Below are 20,480 nucleotides of genomic sequence, written 5' to 3'. Positions count from 1 at the left end.
CACGATAAGGACCCCTTGCGGGCAGGCGATAAGGACCCCAGCGTTGGGACAAATGTGCGCCAAAGCTGTTACAAAACGGGGTCCTATGGTGCTACGCTATGGGCTCCTAACGTGCCTCATCAGGTCGGTGTAAGGATCGTATCCTTCGCCTCTGGCAACATCTCTGGATAGTCCAGCGTGTAGTGCAGACCCCGAGATTCCTTACGTTCCATGGCAGACCTGATCATCAGTTCCGCTACTTGAGCAAGGTTCCTCAATTCAATCAGGTCTCTGCTTACTCGGTAGTTGCTGTAGAACTCATCAATCTCATCCAGCAGCAATCGCACCCGGTGTTGCGCCCGTTGCAGGCGCTTGTTGGTGCGCACGATCCCCACGTAGTCCCACATGAAGCGCCGCAGCTCGTCCCAGTTGTGGGCGATGATCACGTCTTCGTCCGAATCGGTAACCTGGCTGGCATCCCAGCGGGGCAGGGCGGCCGGTACGGGAATGCGTGGCAGTTGTTCGAGAATGTCCGCTGCCGCCGAGCGGGCGTACACGAAGCATTCGAGCAGCGAGTTGCTGGCCATGCGGTTGGCGCCGTGCAGCCCGGTGAAGCTGGTTTCGCCAATCGCGTACAGGCCGGGTACATCGGTACGGCCATGCTGGTCGACCATCACGCCGCCGCAGGTGTAGTGCGCAGCCGGCACCACCGGGATCGGGCCTTTGGTGATGTCGATGTTGAACGCCAGGCAGCGCTCGTAGACGGTCGGGAAGTGGGTCTTGATGAACGCTTCGGGCTTGTGGCTGATGTCCAGGTAGACGCAGTCGACACCCAGGCGCTTCATCTCATGGTCGATGGCGCGGGCGACGATATCTCGCGGTGCCAGCTCGGCGCGCGGGTCGAAGCGCTGCATGAAGCGCTCACCGTTCGGCAGCTTGAGGTGTGCACCTTCGCCGCGCAGGGCTTCGGTGATCAGGAAACTCTTGGCCTGCGGGTGATACAGGCAGGTGGGGTGGAACTGGTTGAATTCCAGGTTGGCCACCCGGCAGCCCGAGCGCCAGGCCATGGCAATGCCGTCGCCGCAGGCGCCGTCGGGGTTGCTGGTGTAGAGGTAGACCTTGGCGGCGCCACCCGAGGCAAGAATGGTGAACCGCGCGCCGTAGGTGTCGACTTCGCCGCTGGTGCGGTTGAGCACGTAGGCGCCGAGGCAGCGCTCGCCGTCCAGGCCCAGGCGTTTTTCGGTGATCAGGTCGACGGCGACGCGTTGCTCCAGCAGTTCGATGTTGGGGCGTTGGCGGGCCTGGTCGAGCAAGGTCTTGAAGATCGCGGCGCCGGTAGCGTCGGCGGCGTGGATGATACGGCGATGGCTGTGGCCGCCTTCGCGTGTCAGGTGGAATTCGAAGCCGCTGTCGTCGCTGCCGGCGTGGTCGTCGCGGGTGAAGGGCACGCCCTGGTCGATCAGCCATTGGATCGCCTCGCGGCTATGCTCGACGGTGAAGCGCACCGCGTCCTCGTTGCAGAGGCCGCCGCCGGCGTTGAGGGTGTCTTCAACATGGGATTGCACCGTGTCGGTGTCGTCCAGCACGGCGGCGACGCCGCCCTGGGCCCAGAATGTCGAACCGTTGGCCAGGTCGCCTTTGCTCAGGACGGCAATGCGCAAGTGGTTGGGAAGGGTCAGCGCAAGGCTCAAGCCGGCCGCGCCGCTACCGATCACCAGGACATCGTGTTGAAACTGTTGGCTCATTTGAAGGATTCCGCAAAAAGCGATCCACAGGGCTGGCGCAAACAGGACGCCTGGATCGGCGAATCAAAGGGTCACACGGGCCACTAGTATATAGAGGGGGGGACCGGCACAATAGCCGGGCATTCGTGGCAATGTGAGATTACGGTGCGCGGCGCGGGTAAAATCACCCGGTTATTGAGGCGGGAACTTTTTGCATAGGCCTCTACTCAATAGCAGGTTGCCCGAAAGCTGGGAAAACGTTGAGTTTATTGGCCCGTCGGGAGCATTGGACGCGTCAGAAAACCGACGACAAGATTATTCGCGCAGCCGGCGTTACCCGCGCTGCGTTTTTCGTGTGTGCCAAATCAGTGCATGCCGGAAACTTGCTTGGAGGGGGAGAACTTTTGCGAAAAGTCCGAGTCTATGTTTGCAAGCCTGATCGTTTAGTTATGCAAGCCTCCTTCAAGCACAACGAGGAGTGTTCATGCTAACCCAGGAAGAGGATCAGCAGCTGGTCGAGCGCGTTCAACGCGGCGACAAGCGAGCATTTGATCTGCTAGTGCTGAAATACCAGCACAAAATTCTCGGGTTGATCGTGCGGTTTGTGCACGACACCCATGAAGCGCAGGACGTTGCACAGGAAGCCTTTATCAAGGCATATCGTGCACTGGGCAATTTTCGCGGTGATAGTGCGTTTTACACGTGGCTTTACCGCATCGCCATCAACACGGCGAAGAACTATCTGGTGTCTCGCGGACGCCGCCCACCGGATAGCGATGTAAGTTCAGAAGATGCAGAATTTTACGATGGTGATCACGGCCTCAAAGATCTCGAGTCGCCGGAGCGTGCATTGCTGCGCGACGAGATTGAAGGCACCGTTCATCGCACAATTCAGCAACTGCCAGAAGATTTACGTACGGCGTTAACTTTACGTGAATTCGATGGTCTGAGTTACGAAGACATTGCGAGCGTCATGCAGTGTCCGGTGGGGACTGTAAGGTCACGGATTTTCCGGGCCCGGGAAGCCATCGATAAAGCCTTGCAACCGTTGTTGCAGGAAAACTAAAGACAGCGGCGACAGCCAAGAGAGGAACCGCCATGAGTCGTGATGCCCTGCAGGAATCGCTGTCCGCAGTGATGGATAACGAAGCGGATGAACTGGAACTTCGTCGGGTGCTTAATGCATTTGATGATGCCGAAACCCGTGATACCTGGTCTCGTTACCAAGTCGCTCGGGCGGTGATGCACAAGGATCTTCTAATCCCTCGTCTGGATATTGCTGCGGCCGTTTCTGCCGCGCTGGCTGATGAAGCCGTTCCGGCAAAAGCTACTCGTGGCCCTTGGCGCAGCCTGGGTCGCCTGGCAGTTGCTGCCTCGGTAACTGTTGCAGTGCTGGCCGGTGTTCGCCTGTATAACCAGGACGAAATCGCCGGTGCCGAACTGGCCCAGCAGACTCAGCAACCGGTCATGGCCGGTCCGCAAGTCAAAGGCCCAGCGGTTCTGGCCGGCTACAAGGAAAGCTCTGATACCACCGGCCCTATGGCTAACGGTGTGTTGCAAGGGCAATCCGGCTGGCAGGACCAGCGTCTTCCAGGCTACTTGCGCCAACACGCACAGGAATCCGCTTTGAAAGGCACTGAAAGCGCTTTGCCATACGCTCGCGCTGCAAGCCTGGAAAACCGCTGATACGTTAAGGAGCCCTATGCGCGCCATACCGCTCCTTACGCTATTGCTCAGTGGTTGGTTTGCACTCCCCGCCCATGCCGATGAAGCCCAAGACTGGCTAACTCGACTTGGGCGTGCAGAGCAGCAGCAAAGTTTTCAAGGTACGTTTGTCTACGAACGTAATGGCAGTTTTTCTACCCATGACATCTGGCATCGCGTCCAGAATGGCCAGGTCCGTGAGCGGCTCTTGCAGCTTGATGGTTCTGCCCAGGAAGTCGTCCGTGTAGATGGTCGTACTCAATGCGTCAGCGGCACTCTTGTCGTCGGCCTTGGCAATTCGCGTGATGCACCTTCGCGCGCACTTGATCCCGAAAAACTCAATCAATTCTACGAACTGGCCGTTATCGGAAAATCCCGCGTGGCCGGTCGTAATGCGGTAATTGTGTCGATCACGCCGCGTGATCAATACCGCTACGGCTTTGAGCTGCACCTTGATCGTGAAACCGCACTGCCGCTTAAATCCTTGTTGCTGAACGATCAAGGACAGTTGCTGGAGCGCTTTCAGTTCACTCGATTAGACACCTCCACCACGCCCAATGATCGTGACTTGCAGCCCAGCAGCGAATGCACGTCTATAGCCGTCGGCGACACCAAGGCAGCGGCCGTAGAAGCCGTCGAGGCTTGGCACTTGGAGTGGTTACCGCCAGGCTTTCAGCTGACCAATAGCAGCGCCCGCAAGGACCCCCATACCAAAACCAGGGTCGACAGCCTGATGTATGAAGATGGGCTGGCGCGCTTCTCAGTGTTTCTTGAACCCATCAGCGATGTGAGCGTGACCGAGACTCGCACCCAATTAGGCCCTACGGTCGCTGTATCTCGTCGTTTGAACACGGTGGATGGCGAAATGATGGTGACGGTCGTGGGCGAAATACCTATTGGGACCGCCGAACGCATCGCACTGTCGGTGCGCGGTGAAAAAAAGGTCACCCCCAAGCCGTGAGTCGTTAATCCTATGTTCATCCAGATATTTCACAGTACGTCCATGCCAGGTTGGCTGCCGAGAGCATGAAATGTCTGGATCAGCATTTTCACTTGCAAAAATCTCCCATGTTTTTTATAGGTCAGGGCTTGTCGGCTCTGGCCTTGTTTTGTTCGCGGAACAAAAATGTCGGTCGCAGTTTTCGGCGTTTATTGAACCCTGTCGCTCAACCCTGCTCGTCGTAACGGGAGCTGTATGTCGATACCACGTTTGAAGTCCTACCTATCCATAGTCGCCACGGTATTGGTGCTGGGTCAGGCTGTATCCGCGCAAGCGGTCGAGTTGCCTGACTTCACCCAATTGGTTGAGCAAGCCTCGCCTGCCGTGGTGAACATCAGTACCACCCAGAAGCTGCCGGATCGCAAAGTCTCCAACCAGCAAATGCCTGACCTGGAAGGCCTGCCGCCTATGCTGCGCGAGTTCTTCGAGCGTGGCATGCCACAACCGCGTACGCCTCGTGGCGGCGGTGGTGGCCAGCGTGAAGCGCAGTCCCTGGGGTCTGGCTTCATTATTTCGCCAGATGGCTACATCCTCACCAATAACCATGTGATTGCCGACGCCGACGAGATCCTCGTGCGCCTGGCCGATCGCAGTGAACTGAAAGCCAAATTGGTAGGCACAGACCCGCGTTCCGACGTGGCCTTGCTGAAGATCGAAGGCAAAGACCTGCCGGTGCTGAAACTGGGCAAGTCCCAGGACCTGAAGGCTGGGCAGTGGGTGGTAGCTATCGGCTCGCCGTTTGGTTTTGACCATACCGTCACCCAGGGCATCGTCAGTGCCATTGGTCGCAGCCTGCCGAACGAGAACTATGTGCCGTTCATCCAGACCGACGTGCCGATCAACCCGGGTAACTCCGGTGGCCCGTTGTTCAACCTGGCGGGCGAAGTGGTGGGGATCAACTCGCAGATCTACACCCGTTCCGGTGGCTTCATGGGGGTATCGTTCGCCATTCCTATCGACGTGGCCATGGATGTTTCCAATCAGCTGAAAAGCGGTGGCAAGGTCAGTCGCGGCTGGTTGGGCGTGGTCATCCAGGAAGTAAACAAGGACCTGGCTGAATCCTTCGGCCTCGACAAACCGGCTGGCGCCCTGGTCGCGCAAATCCAGGACGATGGCCCGGCTGCCAAAGGCGGCCTGCAAGTCGGCGACGTGATCCTGAGCATGAACGGTCAACCGATCGTTATGTCGGCCGACCTGCCCCACCTGGTTGGCGCACTCAAGGCCGGCAGCAAGGCCAAGCTGGAAGTGATTCGTGACGGCAAGCGCCAGAATGTTGAGCTGACCGTGGGTGCGATCCCTGAAGAGGGCGCGACCCTGGATGCCCTGGGTAATACCAAACCGGGCGCCGAGCGCAGCAGCAACCGCCTGGGTATTGCCGTGGCTGAGCTGACCGATGAGCAGAAGAAAAGCTTCGACCTCAAAAGCGGTGTGGTAATCAAGGAAGTGCAGGACGGCCCTGCAGCCTTGATCGGCCTGCAGCCTGGCGACGTGATCACTCACCTGAACAATCAGGCGATTGACAATACCAAGCAGTTCACCGACATCGCCAAGGCGTTGCCGAAGAACCGCTCGGTATCGATGCGCGTGCTTCGTCAGGGGCGCGCCAGCTTCATTACCTTCAAGCTGGCCGAGTAACCCACCCGGCCAATAAAAAGCCCCGCTTTCGTTTTACGAGGGCGGGGCTTTTTTGTGGGCGATGGGTTTAGCTCATCATGCCTTTAACCAGGCGTTCCTGTTCGATCAGCTCACGCTGGCGTGCATCGATACGTGACGACAGCGGGAAATTGTTGCCGGCGCGACGTTTGGCAAAGTCCAACTGCTGAATCGCCTGCTGAAAGTCACCCACCAATGCAAAGTATTCGGCACGCGCCTGATGCAGGCCGATGATGTTGCCGGACAAACCGCGTGTCTCGGCGACCTGATACCACACATCCGGATCGTCCGGGCGAGACTTGAGCAAGCCATCCAGGGCTTTTTCCGCATCGGCAGTGCGGTTCTGCTTAAGCAACAGATCTACCCGAATCTGATTCAGTGGGTAGTTGCCCGGGTATTGGGACAGCATTCGATCCGTGCGCTGCTGGGCATCGGGCAAGCGGTTGTTGTCGATGTCCAGCTGGATCTGCGCCAGGTTGTAGGTGATGTCATTGGGCGCCTTGGTCAGCAAGGGTTGCAGGCTTTCCCGTGCCTGCTTGAACTGGGAGGCTTTGATCTGGGCGATGGCCAGGCCATAGCGTGCCACATCGTTTTTCGGATTTTCGTCCAGTTGCGCTTGAAAGCGCTTGGCGGCGAGTCCTGAGGTGTCTTCGTATTGCAGCTGTACCCGTGCGCGAATCAGCTGGTAGCGCAGGCTGTCTTCCTTGCCGCCGGCCTTGGCTTGTTCCGCGCGGTTGCGGGTGTCGGCGATACGCGACTCGGTCACCGGGTGAGTCAGCAGGAATTCCGGCGGCTTCGCGTCAAAGCGGTACTGGCGCATCAGGCGTTCGAACATGGTTGGCATGGAGCGCGGGTCGTAGCCGGCTTTCTCCAGGTTGACGATGCCGATACGATCCGCCTCCTGCTCATTCTGGCGAGAGAATCGTCGTTGTTCCTGGATGGCCGCGGCCTGTGTGCCGGCGATCGCAGCAATACCCGCGTCCCCTGCACCGGCGGCGGCCGCAATGATGCCGCCGAGCAGGGCGGCCATCATTGGGATCTGCATGCGCTGCTGCGCCTCGACACCACGGGCGAAGTGGCGCTGGGACAAGTGAGCCAGTTCGTGGGCCAGTACCGACGCATATTCCCCTTCGGTCTGGGCATTGAGAAACAGGCCACCGTTCACGCCGACGATACCGCCGGGTGCGGCAAAGGCGTTCAACTGCGGGCTGTTAATCAGGATGAATTCCAGGCGCCGGTCATTCACCTGGCTGGTTTCTACCAGCTTGTACACGCTGGTTTCCACGTAGTCCTTGAGCTGAGGGTCGTTCAGCTGGGAGACCTGGCCCCGCAGATAAGCCAGCCAGGCACGGCCCAACTGATATTCCTGTTGCGGCGAGACAATGGCAGAACTGGCGTCGCCAAGTGACGGCAGGTCGTCAGCGAAGCCTGGGGAGGCCAGCAGGCAAGCCAGCGTCAGCAGGGTAGGGCGCAAAAAAGTCATGCACAGAGCCTTTCGACAAAGAGCTTACTGTAGCCGGACACTGAGCTTCGGACCAGATATTCTAAGCACCCCGAATGCTTGTCCGGAGTAAAACCATGACCGACGCTGTAGCCTTTGATGCCGAACTCGATGCCAGCGGCCTCAATTGCCCGCTGCCTCTGCTCAAGGCCAAGCTGGAGCTCAATCGATTGGCCAGTGGTGCAGTGCTCAAGGTGATCGCCACCGACGCAGGTTCCCAGCGTGATTTCCGCACCTTCGCGAAGCTGGCCGGCCATACCCTGTTGCATGAAGAAGACGCCGCCGGTGTTTACCGTTACTGGTTGCGCAAGGCCTGAACCGTTTGCCCCTACCGCCCGAGGTTGATTGATGTTCAAAGTGTTACGAGACTGGATCCAGCGCTACTTCTCCGATGAAGAAGCCGTGGTGCTGGCAGTCCTGCTGTTTCTGGCCTTTACGGCCGTGCTCACCTTGGGTGGCATGCTGGCGCCGGTACTGGCGGGGATGGTGCTGGCTTACCTGATGCAGGGCCTGGTCACCACTCTGGAGCGTTTACGCTTGCCGGGCGGCGCGGCAGTGGGCCTGGTATTCGCCTTGTTCATGGGGCTGCTGGTGGTGTTTATCGTGGTGGTGCTGCCGCTGCTGTGGCACCAACTGATCACGCTGTTCAATGAGTTGCCGGGCATGCTCGCCAAGTGGCAGTCGCTATTGCTGCTGTTGCCGGAGCGCTACCCGCATCTGGTCTCGGACGAGCAGGTGTTGCAGGCCATAGAAGTGGCGCGCGGCGAAATCGGAAAATTCGGGCAATGGGCGCTGACCTTTTCCCTGTCCAGCCTGCCACTGCTGGTCAACATCATGATCTACCTGGTGCTCGTCCCGATCCTGGTGTTCTTCTTCCTCAAGGACCGCGCCATGATCGGGCGCTGGGTGCGCGGCTATCTGCCGCGTGAACGGGCGTTGATCACCCGGGTGGCCGAGGAAATGAACCGGCAGATCGCCAATTACATCCGTGGCAAAGTCATCGAGATCATTATCTGTGGAGGGGTCACCTACATCGCGTTTATCGCGCTGGATCTCAACTACGCCGCCTTGCTGGCACTGCTGGTCGGTATTTCGGTGGTGGTGCCGTATGTCGGCGCCGTGGTGGTGACGGTGCCGGTGACCTTGATCGCCTTGTTCCAGTGGGGCTGGAGCGACCAGTTCATTTACCTGATGGCGGTCTACGGCATCATCCAGACCCTGGATGGCAACGTACTGGTGCCGCTGCTGTTCTCGGAGGCGGTCAACCTGCACCCGGTGGCGATCATCTGCGCGGTGTTGTTGTTTGGTGGGCTGTGGGGATTCTGGGGGGTGTTCTTTGCGATTCCCCTGGCGACGCTGTTCAAGGCCGTGCTGGATGCGTGGCCGCGGCAGGAGCCGGTGGTGGCGCCGTTGTTGTAGCGGCAGGAGAGAATTGTGGTGAGGGAGTGTGTCCCTCACCACAGTGGTTCGCGCTACAGATCAGGCCTTGCTCAATGCCTGGGCTGCGGCCAGAACGGCATCTACATGGCCTGGTACTTTCACGCCGCGCCATTCCTGGCGCAGCACACCGTCCTTGTCGATCAGGAAGGTGCTGCGATCCACGCCCAGGTATTCCTTGCCGTACAGTTTCTTCAGCTTGATGACATCGAACAACTGGCAGACCGCTTCATCCTTGTCGCTGATCAGCTCAAACGGGAATTCCTGCTTGCCCTTGAAGTTCTCATGGGACTTCACGCTGTCGCGCGACACGCCAAACACTTCGGTGTTGGCGGCCTTGAATGCTGCGTACTGGTCACGGAAACCCTGGCCTTCGGTGGTACAGCCCGGGGTGCTGTCCTTCGGGTAGAAGTAGATCACCACTTGCTTGCCCTTGAGGGCGGCAAGGCTGAAGGTCTGGCCACTGGTGGCCTGGGCTTCGAAATCGGCGACCGGTTTATCGATGACTACCGCCATAGTTACTTCCTTACATTGGGTTCTGTGGGCGCCACGGCTCGATCAACGCGTCGAGGTTCAGGGCATCGGCGAAATCCAGGAACTGGTCGCGCAGCCAACTGATCTGCACGCCGGCCGGCAAGGTCACGGTGAACGTCGCGTTGAGCATGGTGCCGCCGGTTTGCGGGGCCTGGTAGGTGTCGCAGGTCAGGTTCTCCAGCTCGACGTTATGGTCGATGAAGAACTGGCACAGCTCATTGACGATGTCCGAACGGTAGGCCGAGCTGACATACGCCACATAAGGAAGCGCCTGCGGGCGATTTTCCAGCGCGGCGCTGCGCACCACGTTAACGGTGAAGTCGTGCTTCTTGGCCAGGCCCGGCAGGCCGGTCTCCAGGCGCGCCAGGGCATCCCAGGTGCCGGAAATCTGCAGGACCAGCGCACTGCACTCGCCATGGCGGGTCAGGCGGGAGGTCACCACGGCACAGCGGTTTTCATGGCTGGCGCGGCACAGGACGTTGGTCAGCTCCATGGGGTTGGCGCCGAGGGCACTGATAACAAGGAATTGTTCGCGAACTGTGGGGGTGGACATGCAGCCTTCCTAAAACGATGAGCGGTCGATACTGTGAGGGCTGTATCGATCAAAGCATGAAGGGTAGCGAAAAGCGTCGCCAAGGGATAGGAGGTGGCGTTTTCATTGCGTGATCCGCCTGGTTTCGCCCTGCCTCAACCCGTGCTTTGGCTCAATGATGGCATTGCCCGTCGTTTAGTTGCGCCAGAACGCATCCTCAGGCGGTACTTCGCTTGTACAAGCATCTTGGCGCCAGTACCATTACGTCTCTCTTTTTCCGGCAGGAGCGGTTGCATGATTGCGGGCAGTATGGTGGCACTGGTCACACCCATGGATGCACAAGGTCATCTCGACTGGGACAGCCTTGGCAAACTGGTGGACTTCCACCTGCAAGAAGGCACCAACGCCATCGTGGCGGTCGGCACCACAGGTGAATCGGCCACCCTTGATGTGGAAGAACACATCAAGGTGATCGAATTCGTGGTCAAGCGTGTCGCGGGGCGTATTGCCGTGATCGCCGGCACGGGCGCCAACTCGACGCGCGAAGCCATCGAGCTGACCAAAAACGCCAAGAAAGCTGGCGCTGACGCGTGCCTGCTGGTGACCCCGTACTACAACAAGCCGACCCAGGAAGGCCTGTACCAGCACTTTCGCACCATTGCCGAAGCCGTCGACATCCCGCAGATCCTCTATAACGTGCCGGGTCGTACCGCGTGCGACATGAAGGCCGAGACCGTGATCCGCCTGTCCACCGTACCGAACATCATCGGTATCAAGGAAGCCACCGGCGACCTGCAGCGCGCCAAGGACATCCTGGCTGGTGTGAGCAGCGACTTCCTGCTGTATTCCGGTGACGACGCCACGGCTGTCGAGCTGATCCTGCTGGGCGGCAAGGGCAATATCTCCGTGACCGCCAACGTGGCCCCGCGCGCCATGAGCGACATGTGTGCCGCCGCCATTGCCGGCGACGCCGTGACCGCCCGTGCGATCCACGAGAAGCTGATGCCGCTCAACAAGACACTGTTTATCGAATCCAACCCTATTCCCGTGAAGTGGGCGCTGTTCGAGATGGGCCTGATGCCGGACGGTATCCGTCTGCCGCTCACCCGCCTCAGCGAAGCCTGTCACGAACCGCTGCGACAGGCCCTGCGCCAGTCCGGCGTCCTGGTTTAATTGAGGAAGCACTACGCATGAAGCGATTGGCCGGACTTTCCGCACTTGCCTTGATTATCTCCAGCACCAGTGGCTGCGGTTGGATCTGGGGCCCGGAAGGCTACTTCCGTGACCGCGGCAGCGATTACCTGGAAGCACAAGCAACCAAACCGATGCAGCTGCCGCCGGACGTCAACGTCGCCAAGCGTCTTGACCCGTTGCTGCCGATTCCACGCAACGTTGCCGACGACACCACCAAGGGTGAATACGTCGTGCCGCGTCCACAGCCGATCTCGGCCGTGGCGGATGCCAGCGACTACAGCCTGCAGAAGAGCGGTGATTCGCGTTGGATCGTGGCGCAGCGCCCACCTGCCGAAGTCTGGCCGGTAGCGGTGCAGTTCTTCCAGGACAACGGTTTCCGCATCGACGAGCAGCGCCCGCAGACCGGTGAGTTCACCACGGCATGGCAGCAGGGCAGCGAACTGTCCGCCACTATGGCCAAGCGCCTGCAGGCCGGTGGTGTCGCCGCCGACAGCGAAGCCCGTGTGCGTGTGCGCATCGAGCCAGGCGTGCAGCGCAACACCAGTGAAGTCTATGTGGTCAGCGCCGAGCGTCCTGCCGGCAGCACCGCCAACGTCGACTTCACCAACCGCTCGGTCAACACTGGTGTCGACTCGGCATTGGTCGACGAGATGCTGGCCAGCATGAGCCGTATCTCCGAGAAGGGCGGTTCCGTATCCCTGCTCGCCGCCCGTGATTACGACACCCCGAGCCGCGTCAGTCTCACCGAAGACGGCAGCGGCAACGTGGTGCTGAACCTGGGTGAAGACCTGGATCGTGCCTGGGCCAGCGTCGGTCGCGCGTTGGAGCAAGGCCCTTGGCGTGTTGAAGACATCAACCGCAGCCTGGGCCTGTACTACATCAACGTGGCCGAAAAGGCCGAGCGCAAAGACGAAGAGCCTGGTTTCTTCGGCAAACTGTTCGGCAGCAAGCCGACCAAGGAAGAAATCGAGACCCGCGCCGAGCGTTATCAGGTGCGTTTGAGCAAGGTTGGCGAGACTGTGCAAGTCACCGTCGAGAAGAACATCAACACCGTGGCGCCGGCTGAAACAGCGCGCAAAGTGTTGGGCGTGATTCAGGACAACCTGGGCTGATCCGATGCGTTTTGCCGTTCTCGGCAGCGGTAGCCAAGGGAACGGCACGCTGGTCGCCCATGACGACACGTACGTGCTGGTGGATTGTGGTTTCTCGTTAAAGGAAACCGAGCGGCGCCTGCTGCGCCTGGGGGTTCACCCCTCGCAGCTGAGCGCGATTCTGGTGACCCACGAACATGCCGACCACGTGCATGGCGTGGGTTTGCTGTCTCGGCGCTACAATCTTCCGGTGTACCTCAGTCGCGGCACATTGCGCGGGATGCGCAAACCCATAGAACCCGCAGGTTTCCTGGCTGGTGGCGAGCAGCTGCAAATCGGTGCCCTGAGCATCGATGTGATTGCCGTGGCGCACGATGCCCAGGAACCGACGCAGTATGTATTCAGTGACGGAGAGCGGCGTTTCGGCGTGCTCACCGACCTGGGCTCCTACTGCGCCAAGGTGCTGGACGGCTACCGGAACCTCGATGCCTTGATGATCGAGTCCAACCACTGCCGAGACCTGCTGGCTCGCGGTCACTATCCGTACTTTCTCAAGCAACGGGTCGGCGGCGAACTGGGACATTTGAACAACCATCAGGCGGCGTACCTGGTGTACGAGTTGGGTTGGCAAGACCTGCAACACCTGGTCCTGGCCCACTTGAGCAGCAAGAACAACCTGCCGACGCTTGCCCGGCAATGTTTTGTCGACACCCTCGGGTGCGACCCGGACTGGCTGCAACTGGCCGATCAAGATTCAGGGCTCGACTGGCGACATATCGCCTAGCCCACCTCACTCAAAGCGGAGCCCATCATGGAAAAACGTGAAGAACTCTACCGCGGCAAAGCCAAGTCGGTTTACAAGACCGACGACGCCAACCGCCTGATCCTGCTGTTTCGCAACGACACCTCGGCGTTCGACGGCAAGCGCATCGAACAACTTGATCGCAAGGGCATGGTGAACAACAAGTTCAACGCCTTCATCATGCAGAAACTCGAAGCGGCCGGCATTCCGACCCAATTCGACAAACTGCTGGGCGACAACGAGTGCCTGGTGAAGAAGCTGGACATGATCCCGGTGGAATGCGTCGTGCGTAACTACGCAGCCGGCAGCCTGGTCAAGCGCCTGGGCGTCGAAGAGGGCCTCAAGCTCAACCCTTACACGTTCGAGCTGTTCCTGAAGGACGACGCCAAGGGCGACCCGTTCATCAACGAATCCCACGTCGTGGCATTCGGCTGGGGCACCGCTGAGCAACTGGCACGCATGAAGGAGTTGTCCCTCAAGGTCAACGACGTGCTGAGCAAGCTGTTCGACGACGCAGGCCTGCTGCTAGTGGACTTCAAGTTGGAATTCGGCGTGTTCCACGACGGCTCCATCGTCCTGGGCGACGAATTCAGCCCGGACGGCTGCCGCCTGTGGGACAAGGACACCAAGAAGAAGATGGACAAGGACCGCTTCCGCCAAGGCCTCGGTGATGTGATCGAAGCCTACGAAGAAGTCGCCAAGCGTCTCGGCGTATCGCTTTAATCGACGCAAGCATCTGATAGCACGGAAAAAAATCGCTTCTGCGCTTTGCTTCCACGAAACAGGCTGTTATGATGCGCGCCGTTGGAGAGATGCCAGAGTGGCCGAATGGGACGGATTCGAAATCCGTTGTACCTTCACCGGTACCTAGGGTTCGAATCCCTATCTCTCCGCCATTACATAGAAAAAGCCCCGTAGTTGAATAAGCTACGGGGCTTTTTCGTTTCTGAGATTTTTATTTGGAGCAGAGCTACTCGTTCCGAGCTGCCGACAGGGCCGTCGTGGTTCTTCCAGCCAGCACAACCAACCGCCTTCCGTCTTCAAGCATGCTTTACTGGCCTGATAACTTCTCATTTCCCGCAGGCTACGTCCCTCAAGTCTTTATCCATGCGGCCGAAACGCTCTCATACGACATCGTATCCCTAACGAGAGATCCCGCTAAATGTCCCTTCGCAGCCTGTCCATCGCCCGCCGTGCGGGTTTGGGTTTTGCCTTGATTGCTTTGCTTGTGGCCCTGCTGGGTTTTTTTGCGCTGTCGAATATGGCAAACATCCGCGCCAGCGCGGTGCAGGTGGAAAGCGGGCTGGTGCCTAAGATGCGGCTGGTGGCGGACGTTCGCGAAATCATGCTGCGCATTCGTACGATCTCTTTGCGCATGGCGCTGGACCCGAACCCGGCGAGCATCCCGCAATACCGTAGCCAGATGGACACCCGCAGCCAGGACCTGACCAAGCGGCTGGCTGAACTCGACGCCGTGATCGACACTCCCGAATTACGCACGCTCTACGACCAGTTCCAGGTCTCGCTGCGCCAATACCAACAAGGGCTGGCGCAGTCCTTCGCCCTTGCCGACAAGCAGCAGGGCGCCGAGCTGAACAAGCTGTTGCTCGTGGATATGAAAACCGTGGTCGATGGCTCCGGAGCCCAGCTCAATGCCCTGGCCGACTACTACAACGCCCAGATCAACCAGCAAGGCCAGACGGCCGAGTCACAGTACAGCCGTTCGCGCACCATGGTGTTCGGCTTTGTGATTGTTGCGGGTTTGAGCACCGTGCTGCTGGCGTGGTTGCTCACGCGCAGCATCGTCGGCCCCCTCAGCCATGCAGTACGGGCTGCCGAGAACGTTGCCCAGGGTGACCTGACCCAAACGGTGGACGTGACCGGCGACGACGAAGTGACGCGCTTGCTCGTGGCTCTCAAGACCATGCAGGCCAACCTGCGCGGCACCCTGCAGCTGATTCGCCAGTCGGCGGGGCAGATGGCGTCATCGGCCACCGACCTCAACGGCATCACCGATCAGAGTAGCCGCAGCCTGCAAAAGCAGACCGCTGAAATCGAGCAGGCCGCCACCGCCGTGAACGAGATGACCTCGGCGGCGGATGAGGTGGCGCGCAATGCAGTGTCCACCTCCGAGTCCACGCGCCTGTCCAATGAAACCGCGCGCGAAGGCCAGCACCGTGTGGGCGAAACGGTCAACGCCATTCAAGCCCTGAGCACCAATATCGGCGAAACTTCGACCCTGGTGCAGAACCTCGCCGAGCAATCGCGGGATATTGGCAAGGTGCTCGACGTGATTCGCTCCATCGCCGAGCAGACCAACCTGCTGGCGCTCAACGCCGCGATCGAGGCGGCGCGGGCCGGTGAGTCCGGGCGCGGTTTTGCGGTGGTGGCTGACGAAGTGCGCGCCCTGGCCCATCGCACCCAGCAATCGACCCTGGAAATCGACCAGATGGTGACCGCGATGCGCACCGGCTCCAACGACGCGTTGAGCTCAATGCAGTCGAGCACCCAGCGTGCCACCGACACCCTGGCCTTGGCTGAGGGGGCGGGCGGCGCATTAAGTCAGATCACCGACTCCATCGACCAGATTCACCAGCGCAACCTGGTGATTGCCAGTGCTGCCGAAGAGCAGGCCCAAGTGGCCAAGGAAGTCGATCGCAATATCGTCAATATTCGCGACCTGTCCGCACAGTCCTCTTCCGGCGCCGGGCAGATCAATGGATCGAGCCGGGAACTGGCGCAGTTGGCGGTTTCCCTGAACGAGGCGGTCGCAAAGTTTCAGCTGTAGTGAAGTGTGCCGGCCGTGCCATCCAGCCCGCGACGGATCTTCTCCAGCAATTCATCGATGTGAAATGGCTTGGAAATCAGATCCATGCCTTCGCCGAGGAAACTCTGGCGATTCGCCGCGTTTTCCGCGTAGCCGGTCATGAACAGGATCGGCAGTGCAGGATGCATTTCGCGTGCGACGTCGGCCAGTTCGCGCCCGGTCATGTAGGGCAGACCGACATCGGTCAGCAGCAGGTTGATGCTCGGGTCGTCGCGCAGGCTGGCGATGGCTTCGTCGCCATCGGCGGCGAGGCTGCAGCGGTAGCCGGCCTCGATCAGCACCTCGGCCACGAAGCTGCGCACGGTGGGCATGTCTTCGACAATCAGCACGTGCTCGCCATTGCTTTGGCCCGGCGACGCCAGTGGCTTGACCACGGTGCTGGCGGGGCCGCTTGCGGCGGGGAGCATGATGGTCACCTCGGTGCCCTGGCGGGTTACGCTGCGGATCTGTGCGTCGCCGCCGGACTGTCGGGCAAACCCGTAGATGGTCGACAGGCCCAGCCCGGTACCCTGGCCCAGCGGCTTAGTGGTGAAGAACGGGTCGAACACCTTGTCGATGACGCTGTGCTCGATGCCCACACCGTTATCGCGCACCGACAGGGCGATGTAGGGGCCATTTTCCAGTTTGAGGTTGCCGTTGGAGTAGGCCGGGTAGGTCGTCACCCAGATATTGCCGCCCTTGGGCAGCGCGTCGCGGGCGTTGATCACCAGGTTCAGCACGGCGCTTTCCAGCTGGATCGGATCGACCATCGCCACGGCCGGGTTGTTGGTCAGCTCCAGTTTCAAGGCGATATGTTCGCCGATGGTGCGTACCAGCAATTCTTCCAGGGAGCGAATATGCGCGTTGATGTCGATCGGCCGCGTGTCCAGCGGTTGCTGGCGGGCGAAGGCCAGCAGGCGGTTGGTCAGGCCGGCGGCGCTCAGGGCCGAACTCAACGCCGCATCGGCATAGCCTATGACCTTGTCGGTACGCTGGGTCTCAATGCGTTTCTTGATCAGCTCCAGGCTGGTGATGATCCCGGTCAGCAGGTTGTTGAAGTCATGGGCGATGCCGCCGGTGAGTTTGCCCAGGGCATCCATCTTCTGTGCCTGTAGCAGCTGCGCCTCGGTGCGTGCCAACTGGGTGGTGGCGTTGGCCAGTTCGGCCTGCTGGTGCCGCTCGCGGTGGCGGTGTTCGGTGACGTCCTCGACAAATACCAGGCTCAATTCGGCGCGGCGGTAGGGCGAAACCTGCCATTCGGTCTCGCGCAACTGGCCGTCGACCTTCATCTGCAAGGTGCCCTTCCAGCGCTCGCCGGCAGCCAGGCGCAGGCACAGCTCCTGAAGCACCGTGAGTTGATCGGTGGCGAAGCATTCGAGCAGGGCGTCTGGGTTGAGGTTGTCGTGAATCAGCTGGGCAAAGGCATGGTTACATTCGTGCACCTTGAGCTGTGCATCCATTACCGCAATCGGCGCGCTGATATTGAAGAAGATTTCGCGAAACCGTGCCTCGCTCTCGCGCAGCGCGTATTCAGTGTCGCGCACTCGCAACAGGGTACGCAGAGTGGCCAGCAGCACATCCGGATCGACCGGGTGGATCAGGTAGGCATCGGCGCCGGCATCCAGGCCGGTGATGATGTCGCCGGTCTCGATGGAAGCTGCCGATACATGCACCACCGGCAGCAAGGCGGTGACCGGATCGGCGCGCAGCACGCGCACGATGTCGAAGCCGCTCATGTCCGGCAGGTTGACATCGAGGATCAGCCCGTCGATTTTTTCGCTGGCGATCAGGTCCAGCCCTTCCTGGCCGGTGCCGGCCTCAAGCACATGGTAGTGATGGCTTTCCAGGCGTCGGCGCAGGGCGTAGCGGGTAGCGGCGTTGTCGTCGACGATCAGCAGTTGGATGTCACGATTCATCGACAAGTCCGCCAGCAATAGAGAGAGGAATGATCACGAAGAACATCGAGCCGACGCCAGGCGTACTCTCTACGCCGACCCGGCCGCCGAGCAGTTCGGCAAAGCGCTTGCACAGCGACAGGCCCAGGCCGGTGCCGCGCAGGCGTTTTTGCAGCGGCGAGTCGATCTGGGAAAAGTCTTCGAACAGGTTGCTGTGCAGTTCGGCAGGGATGCCCAGGCCGGTGTCGTGCACGGCAAAGCGGATTTCCTGCTCGCCGACCCGTTGCGCCGATACGCGTACCTCGCCGTGCGCTGTGAACTTCAGGGCGTTGGAGATGAAGTTGCGCAGGATCTGTGCCAGCTTCTTGTCGTCGGTGTAGAGCTTGGGCAGGCCGATAGGTTCTTCGAAGATCAGGTCTATCGACGAGGCATCGACAATCGGGCGGAACATCCCGCGTAACGCCGAGAACAAATCGAACATGTCGAACCAGGCCGGCGAGATAGTGATGCGCCCGGCCTCGATCTTGGCCAGGTCCAGCAGGTCGTCGACCATTTCGCGCAGCTCGCGCGCGGAACTGCGGATAAACCCGACCTGCGTGTGCTGCTCGGCGCTCAGCGGGCCGTCGAGTTCGTCGGCCAACAAGCTGGTGATGCTCAGGATCGAGCCCAGGGGCGTGCGGAATTCATGGCTCATGTACGAGAGGAATCGGCTTTTCAAGTCCGATGCCTGGCGCAGTTGGTCGGCCTGGGTATCCAGCTCGGCATACAGTGCCAACACGCCCTGGTTGGTCTCGTCCAGCTCCGAACGCAACGCATCGGCCTCCTGGCGCAGGCGTTGCAGTTCATCGGTGAGGGAAGCGGTGGTCTCAGCCATCAATGGCCTCCAGGGCAATCACGAAGACGGTAACGTCATCCCGTCCGCGGCAGAAATCACGGTGCAGGATGGCGGCGATCAAGGCCGGGTGGCGGTGTGAAAGCCCGGGGTAGTCGGCAAGGTTCCAGCGTGATTGCAGCCCATCGCTGTAGAGGACCAGCAGTTGGCCGGTGACCTGAGCGTAGTCGAAGGGCTGCGCCTTACGAAATTGCACGCCGACGATACCGGGGTGGGAGGCCAGCCCGCGCGACTTGCCGGGGCCGATCAGGCTCGCGCCGATATTGCCCACCCCGGTGAAGCGCAAGCTGTCGGCCATGGCGTCGTACTGGGCGACGGCCATGGCGCCGCCGCGTGTGCCGCTCATACCGATATGCAGGTCGTTGAACAATACGGTCGGGTCCAGGAACGGGTCTTGGGCAAACACCGCTTCACCGGCGTGTGCTGCCCGTTCGGCTTCGCTGCCATGGCCCAGGCCGTCGGCCACCATTACGCTGAAACGGCCTGGCTCGATTGCCAGGTGCCAGGCATCGCCACAGGCCGGGTCATGGTGCAGGGAGTGCTGGCTGACACCGTAGCGAATATCCTTGGTACCTGATGCCCGCGGGTACAGGCGAGCCAGCATCGCCGTGCCGCGATGGTCGGCGTACGCATCAAACACCTGTGCCACGCGGGAGATGGCGCCCATGCCGATACCCTGGGTGCCGCCGGTGGAAAAACCGTCCACCAGGCAACTGTCCAGATCAAACCCCTGGCCACGGTCCACGGCGATCATCTCCACGCCCTGATTGCCCGTGGCGCGCAACTGCAACTCGCCGTGGGCGGCATGCTTGAGGATATTGCTGGCCAGCTCTGTGGCCACCAGGGCTACGCGGCCGGCGTCGGTTTCGTCGAAGCCCAGTTGCTCGGCGAGCTGTTGCGCAGTGCGCCGGGCATAGCCGACCTGGCTGACATCTTCGATCAACAGCACCTCGGTCAAGGCGCTGGGAATGTTCACGTCCATCGGGTGATCGTCACGCGGGTGCCCTTGCCGGGAGCGGTGTCCAGTTCAAACTCGTCCACCAGGCGTTTGGCGCCGGTCAAGCCCAGGCCCAGGCCACTGCCCGAGGTCCAGCCGTCGGTCATCGCCAACTTGAGGTCGGGGATGCCCGGGCCTTCATCGCGGAAGGTCAGGCGCAGGCCGGGGCGGTGGTCTTTCTCGACCACGGCCCAGTCCATATGGCCGCCGCCGCCGTAGACCACGGTGTTACGCGCCAGCTCGCTGACGGCGGTGACCAGCTTGGTCAGGTCGATCAGGCGCATGCCGCATTCCTGCGCCAACTTGCGCACCAATTGTCGGGCCAGCACCACGTCCTGTTCGATGAGCACCGGGTGGGTGCCGCTGCTGGCCTGGGTCATGAGTGGTCTACCCGGTCACGCAGCAATTTCATGCCGCGCTCGACATTCAACGCGGTCGCTACGCCTGGCAGGGTCATGCCCAGTTCCACCAGGGTGATCGCCACCGCCGGCTGCATGCCCACCAGTACGGTCTGGGCATCCATGATGCGCGACAGGCCGGAAATGGTGCCGATCATGCGGCCGATGAACGAGTCGACCATGTCCAGCGCGGAGATGTCGATCAATACGCCCCGTGCCGACGTGCGGCTGATGCGCTCGGACAGGTCGTCCTGCAACGTCAGCGCAAGCTGGTCATGCATGTCGACCTGAATCGTCACGAGCAGGAATTCGCCCATCTGCAAAATCGGGATACGTTCCAT

General features: G+C 60.5%; 20 protein-coding genes, 1 tRNA gene and 1 pseudogene. 13 read left to right on the top strand and 9 right to left on the bottom strand.

Features of this window, described 5'->3' with window-relative positions; all coding sequences use genetic code 11:
- Window positions 1-119: 119 nt before the first annotated feature.
- Window positions 120-1,724 (bottom strand): L-aspartate oxidase, encoded by a 1,605-nt coding sequence (gene nadB, locus HCF10_RS23285; protein ID WP_167656492.1) that lies wholly within the window; start codon window positions 1,722-1,724, stop codon window positions 120-122.
- 463 nt (window positions 1,725-2,187) lie between these two features.
- Here nadB and rpoE point away from each other — a divergent pair, with 463 nt between their 5' ends.
- The 4 genes from rpoE to HCF10_RS23265 all read left to right on the top strand — a co-directional run bounded on the left by rpoE (window position 2,188) and on the right by HCF10_RS23265 (window position 6,042).
- A complete protein-coding gene (gene rpoE, locus HCF10_RS23280; protein ID WP_003172477.1) occupies window positions 2,188-2,769 on the top strand; it encodes an RNA polymerase sigma factor RpoE in 582 nt (193 codons plus the stop codon).
- A 32-nt stretch (window positions 2,770-2,801) separates the two neighbouring features.
- A complete protein-coding gene (locus tag HCF10_RS23275) occupies window positions 2,802-3,389 on the top strand; it encodes a sigma-E factor negative regulatory protein (RefSeq protein WP_012722767.1) in 588 nt (195 codons plus the stop codon).
- Window positions 3,390-3,405: 16 nt separating this feature from the next.
- Window positions 3,406-4,368: a MucB/RseB C-terminal domain-containing protein gene (locus tag HCF10_RS23270; protein ID WP_131697111.1), complete on the top strand. Its 963-nt coding sequence runs from the start codon at window positions 3,406-3,408 to the stop codon at window positions 4,366-4,368.
- A gap of 234 nt (window positions 4,369-4,602) precedes the next feature.
- The gene (locus HCF10_RS23265; protein ID WP_131697110.1) at window positions 4,603-6,042 is read left to right on the top strand and encodes a DegQ family serine endoprotease; all 1,440 of its coding nucleotides are present in this window, start codon (window positions 4,603-4,605) and stop codon (window positions 6,040-6,042) included.
- A 67-nt stretch (window positions 6,043-6,109) separates the two neighbouring features.
- On the opposite strand, the gene HCF10_RS23260 is transcribed toward HCF10_RS23265, so the two are convergent.
- The gene (locus tag HCF10_RS23260) at window positions 6,110-7,543 is read right to left on the bottom strand and encodes a M48 family metalloprotease (RefSeq protein ID WP_131697109.1); all 1,434 of its coding nucleotides are present in this window, start codon (window positions 7,541-7,543) and stop codon (window positions 6,110-6,112) included.
- A 95-nt stretch (window positions 7,544-7,638) separates the two neighbouring features.
- On the opposite strand from HCF10_RS23260, the gene HCF10_RS23255 reads away from it, so the two are divergent.
- Together HCF10_RS23255 and HCF10_RS23250 are read left to right on the top strand one after the other, a co-directional pair.
- The gene (locus tag HCF10_RS23255) at window positions 7,639-7,878 is read left to right on the top strand and encodes a sulfurtransferase TusA family protein (protein ID WP_010212198.1); all 240 of its coding nucleotides are present in this window, start codon (window positions 7,639-7,641) and stop codon (window positions 7,876-7,878) included.
- A 31-nt stretch (window positions 7,879-7,909) separates the two neighbouring features.
- Complete coding sequence (locus HCF10_RS23250) at window positions 7,910-8,980, top strand: AI-2E family transporter (RefSeq protein ID WP_053136801.1); 1,071 nt, start codon at window positions 7,910-7,912, stop codon at window positions 8,978-8,980.
- Between the two features lie 60 nt (window positions 8,981-9,040).
- Here HCF10_RS23250 and HCF10_RS23245 read toward each other — a convergent pair whose 3' ends face one another.
- Together HCF10_RS23245 and HCF10_RS23240 are read right to left on the bottom strand one after the other, a co-directional pair.
- Window positions 9,041-9,514: a peroxiredoxin gene (locus tag HCF10_RS23245; RefSeq protein ID WP_116628224.1), complete on the bottom strand. Its 474-nt coding sequence runs from the start codon at window positions 9,512-9,514 to the stop codon at window positions 9,041-9,043.
- Between the two features lie 10 nt (window positions 9,515-9,524).
- The gene (locus HCF10_RS23240) at window positions 9,525-10,085 is read right to left on the bottom strand and encodes a glycine cleavage system protein R (protein ID WP_003172487.1); all 561 of its coding nucleotides are present in this window, start codon (window positions 10,083-10,085) and stop codon (window positions 9,525-9,527) included.
- A 273-nt stretch (window positions 10,086-10,358) separates the two neighbouring features.
- Between HCF10_RS23240 and dapA the strand changes: the two genes are divergently transcribed.
- From dapA to HCF10_RS32140, 7 genes and pseudogenes are all read left to right on the top strand, one after another.
- Window positions 10,359-11,237, top strand: a complete 879-nt coding sequence (gene dapA, locus HCF10_RS23235) for a 4-hydroxy-tetrahydrodipicolinate synthase (protein WP_131697108.1) — start codon at window positions 10,359-10,361, stop codon at window positions 11,235-11,237.
- Between the two features lie 17 nt (window positions 11,238-11,254).
- Window positions 11,255-12,370, top strand: coding sequence for an outer membrane protein assembly factor BamC (gene bamC / locus HCF10_RS23230; protein ID WP_027604311.1), 1,116 nt, complete (start codon window positions 11,255-11,257; stop codon window positions 12,368-12,370).
- Between the two features lie 4 nt (window positions 12,371-12,374).
- The gene (locus HCF10_RS23225) at window positions 12,375-13,133 is read left to right on the top strand and encodes an MBL fold metallo-hydrolase (RefSeq protein WP_027604310.1); all 759 of its coding nucleotides are present in this window, start codon (window positions 12,375-12,377) and stop codon (window positions 13,131-13,133) included.
- A gap of 27 nt (window positions 13,134-13,160) precedes the next feature.
- A complete protein-coding gene (gene purC / locus HCF10_RS23220; protein WP_167656491.1) occupies window positions 13,161-13,874 on the top strand; it encodes a phosphoribosylaminoimidazolesuccinocarboxamide synthase in 714 nt (237 codons plus the stop codon).
- Between the two features lie 83 nt (window positions 13,875-13,957).
- Window positions 13,958-14,047, top strand: a tRNA-Ser gene (locus HCF10_RS23215).
- 266 nt (window positions 14,048-14,313) lie between these two features.
- Window positions 14,314-15,081 (top strand): annotated as a pseudogene (locus HCF10_RS32145) (MCP four helix bundle domain-containing protein); the annotation flags it as partial.
- The gene (locus HCF10_RS32140) at window positions 15,076-15,939 is read left to right on the top strand and encodes a methyl-accepting chemotaxis protein (protein WP_409438485.1); all 864 of its coding nucleotides are present in this window, start codon (window positions 15,076-15,078) and stop codon (window positions 15,937-15,939) included. The pseudogene HCF10_RS32145 and the gene HCF10_RS32140, both read left to right, overlap by 6 nt.
- Here HCF10_RS32140 and HCF10_RS23205 read toward each other — a convergent pair.
- The 5 genes from HCF10_RS23205 to HCF10_RS23185 are packed head-to-tail and all read right to left on the bottom strand — an operon-like array spanning window position 15,930 to window position 20,480.
- Window positions 15,930-17,873, bottom strand: a complete 1,944-nt coding sequence (locus HCF10_RS23205) for a response regulator (RefSeq protein WP_131697057.1) — start codon at window positions 17,871-17,873, stop codon at window positions 15,930-15,932. The two genes, HCF10_RS32140 and HCF10_RS23205, sit on opposite strands and share 10 nt — an antisense overlap.
- Entirely contained in the window at window positions 17,863-18,726 is an 864-nt protein-coding gene (locus HCF10_RS23200; protein ID WP_131697056.1) for a sensor histidine kinase, read from the bottom strand. Before HCF10_RS23200 ends, HCF10_RS23205 begins: the two co-directional genes overlap by 11 nt.
- The gene (locus HCF10_RS23195) at window positions 18,719-19,726 is read right to left on the bottom strand and encodes an ATP-binding protein (RefSeq protein ID WP_131697055.1); all 1,008 of its coding nucleotides are present in this window, start codon (window positions 19,724-19,726) and stop codon (window positions 18,719-18,721) included. The genes HCF10_RS23200 and HCF10_RS23195 overlap by 8 nt, the downstream gene beginning before the upstream one ends.
- Window positions 19,717-20,121, bottom strand: coding sequence for an ATP-binding protein (locus tag HCF10_RS23190; protein ID WP_065899382.1), 405 nt, complete (start codon window positions 20,119-20,121; stop codon window positions 19,717-19,719). The genes HCF10_RS23195 and HCF10_RS23190 overlap by 10 nt, the downstream gene beginning before the upstream one ends.
- Window positions 20,118-20,480 (bottom strand): STAS domain-containing protein, encoded by a 363-nt coding sequence (locus HCF10_RS23185; protein WP_027604299.1) that lies wholly within the window; start codon window positions 20,478-20,480, stop codon window positions 20,118-20,120. The genes HCF10_RS23190 and HCF10_RS23185 overlap by 4 nt, the downstream gene beginning before the upstream one ends.

This window comes from Pseudomonas sp. B14(2022) (assembly GCF_012030485.1).
Taxonomy (GTDB): Bacteria; Pseudomonadota; Gammaproteobacteria; order Pseudomonadales; family Pseudomonadaceae; genus Aquipseudomonas.
Note: the sequence above shows the minus strand (reverse complement) of the source record. Positions and strands in the feature narration are given on the sequence as shown.

What these genes read in the sequence shown, in the direction of transcription:
- HCF10_RS23270 (WP_131697111.1), top strand. Translation starts at nt 3,406, where the DNA reads ATGCGCGCCATACCGCTCCTTACGCTATTGCTCAGTGGTTGGTTTGCA.
- bamC (WP_027604311.1), top strand. Translation starts at nt 11,255, where the DNA reads ATGAAGCGATTGGCCGGACTTTCCGCACTTGCCTTGATTATCTCCAGC.
- HCF10_RS23185 (WP_027604299.1), bottom strand. Translation starts at nt 20,480, where the DNA reads ATGGAACGTATCCCGATTTTGCAGATGGGCGAATTCCTGCTCGTGACG.
- HCF10_RS23250 (WP_053136801.1), top strand. Translation starts at nt 7,910, where the DNA reads ATGTTCAAAGTGTTACGAGACTGGATCCAGCGCTACTTCTCCGATGAA.
- HCF10_RS23265 (WP_131697110.1), top strand. Translation starts at nt 4,603, where the DNA reads ATGTCGATACCACGTTTGAAGTCCTACCTATCCATAGTCGCCACGGTA.
- HCF10_RS23205 (WP_131697057.1), bottom strand. Translation starts at nt 17,873, where the DNA reads ATGAATCGTGACATCCAACTGCTGATCGTCGACGACAACGCCGCTACC.
- HCF10_RS23255 (WP_010212198.1), top strand. Translation starts at nt 7,639, where the DNA reads ATGACCGACGCTGTAGCCTTTGATGCCGAACTCGATGCCAGCGGCCTC.
- HCF10_RS23195 (WP_131697055.1), bottom strand. Translation starts at nt 19,726, where the DNA reads ATGGACGTGAACATTCCCAGCGCCTTGACCGAGGTGCTGTTGATCGAA.
- HCF10_RS23240 (WP_003172487.1), bottom strand. Translation starts at nt 10,085, where the DNA reads ATGTCCACCCCCACAGTTCGCGAACAATTCCTTGTTATCAGTGCCCTC.
- HCF10_RS23225 (WP_027604310.1), top strand. Translation starts at nt 12,375, where the DNA reads ATGCGTTTTGCCGTTCTCGGCAGCGGTAGCCAAGGGAACGGCACGCTG.
- nadB (WP_167656492.1), bottom strand. Translation starts at nt 1,724, where the DNA reads ATGAGCCAACAGTTTCAACACGATGTCCTGGTGATCGGTAGCGGCGCG.
- rpoE (WP_003172477.1), top strand. Translation starts at nt 2,188, where the DNA reads ATGCTAACCCAGGAAGAGGATCAGCAGCTGGTCGAGCGCGTTCAACGC.
- HCF10_RS23260 (WP_131697109.1), bottom strand. Translation starts at nt 7,543, where the DNA reads ATGACTTTTTTGCGCCCTACCCTGCTGACGCTGGCTTGCCTGCTGGCC.
- HCF10_RS23245 (WP_116628224.1), bottom strand. Translation starts at nt 9,514, where the DNA reads ATGGCGGTAGTCATCGATAAACCGGTCGCCGATTTCGAAGCCCAGGCC.
- HCF10_RS23200 (WP_131697056.1), bottom strand. Translation starts at nt 18,726, where the DNA reads ATGGCTGAGACCACCGCTTCCCTCACCGATGAACTGCAACGCCTGCGC.
- dapA (WP_131697108.1), top strand. Translation starts at nt 10,359, where the DNA reads ATGATTGCGGGCAGTATGGTGGCACTGGTCACACCCATGGATGCACAA.
- HCF10_RS23275 (WP_012722767.1), top strand. Translation starts at nt 2,802, where the DNA reads ATGAGTCGTGATGCCCTGCAGGAATCGCTGTCCGCAGTGATGGATAAC.
- HCF10_RS32140 (WP_409438485.1), top strand. Translation starts at nt 15,076, where the DNA reads ATGCAGGCCAACCTGCGCGGCACCCTGCAGCTGATTCGCCAGTCGGCG.
- HCF10_RS23190 (WP_065899382.1), bottom strand. Translation starts at nt 20,121, where the DNA reads ATGACCCAGGCCAGCAGCGGCACCCACCCGGTGCTCATCGAACAGGAC.
- purC (WP_167656491.1), top strand. Translation starts at nt 13,161, where the DNA reads ATGGAAAAACGTGAAGAACTCTACCGCGGCAAAGCCAAGTCGGTTTAC.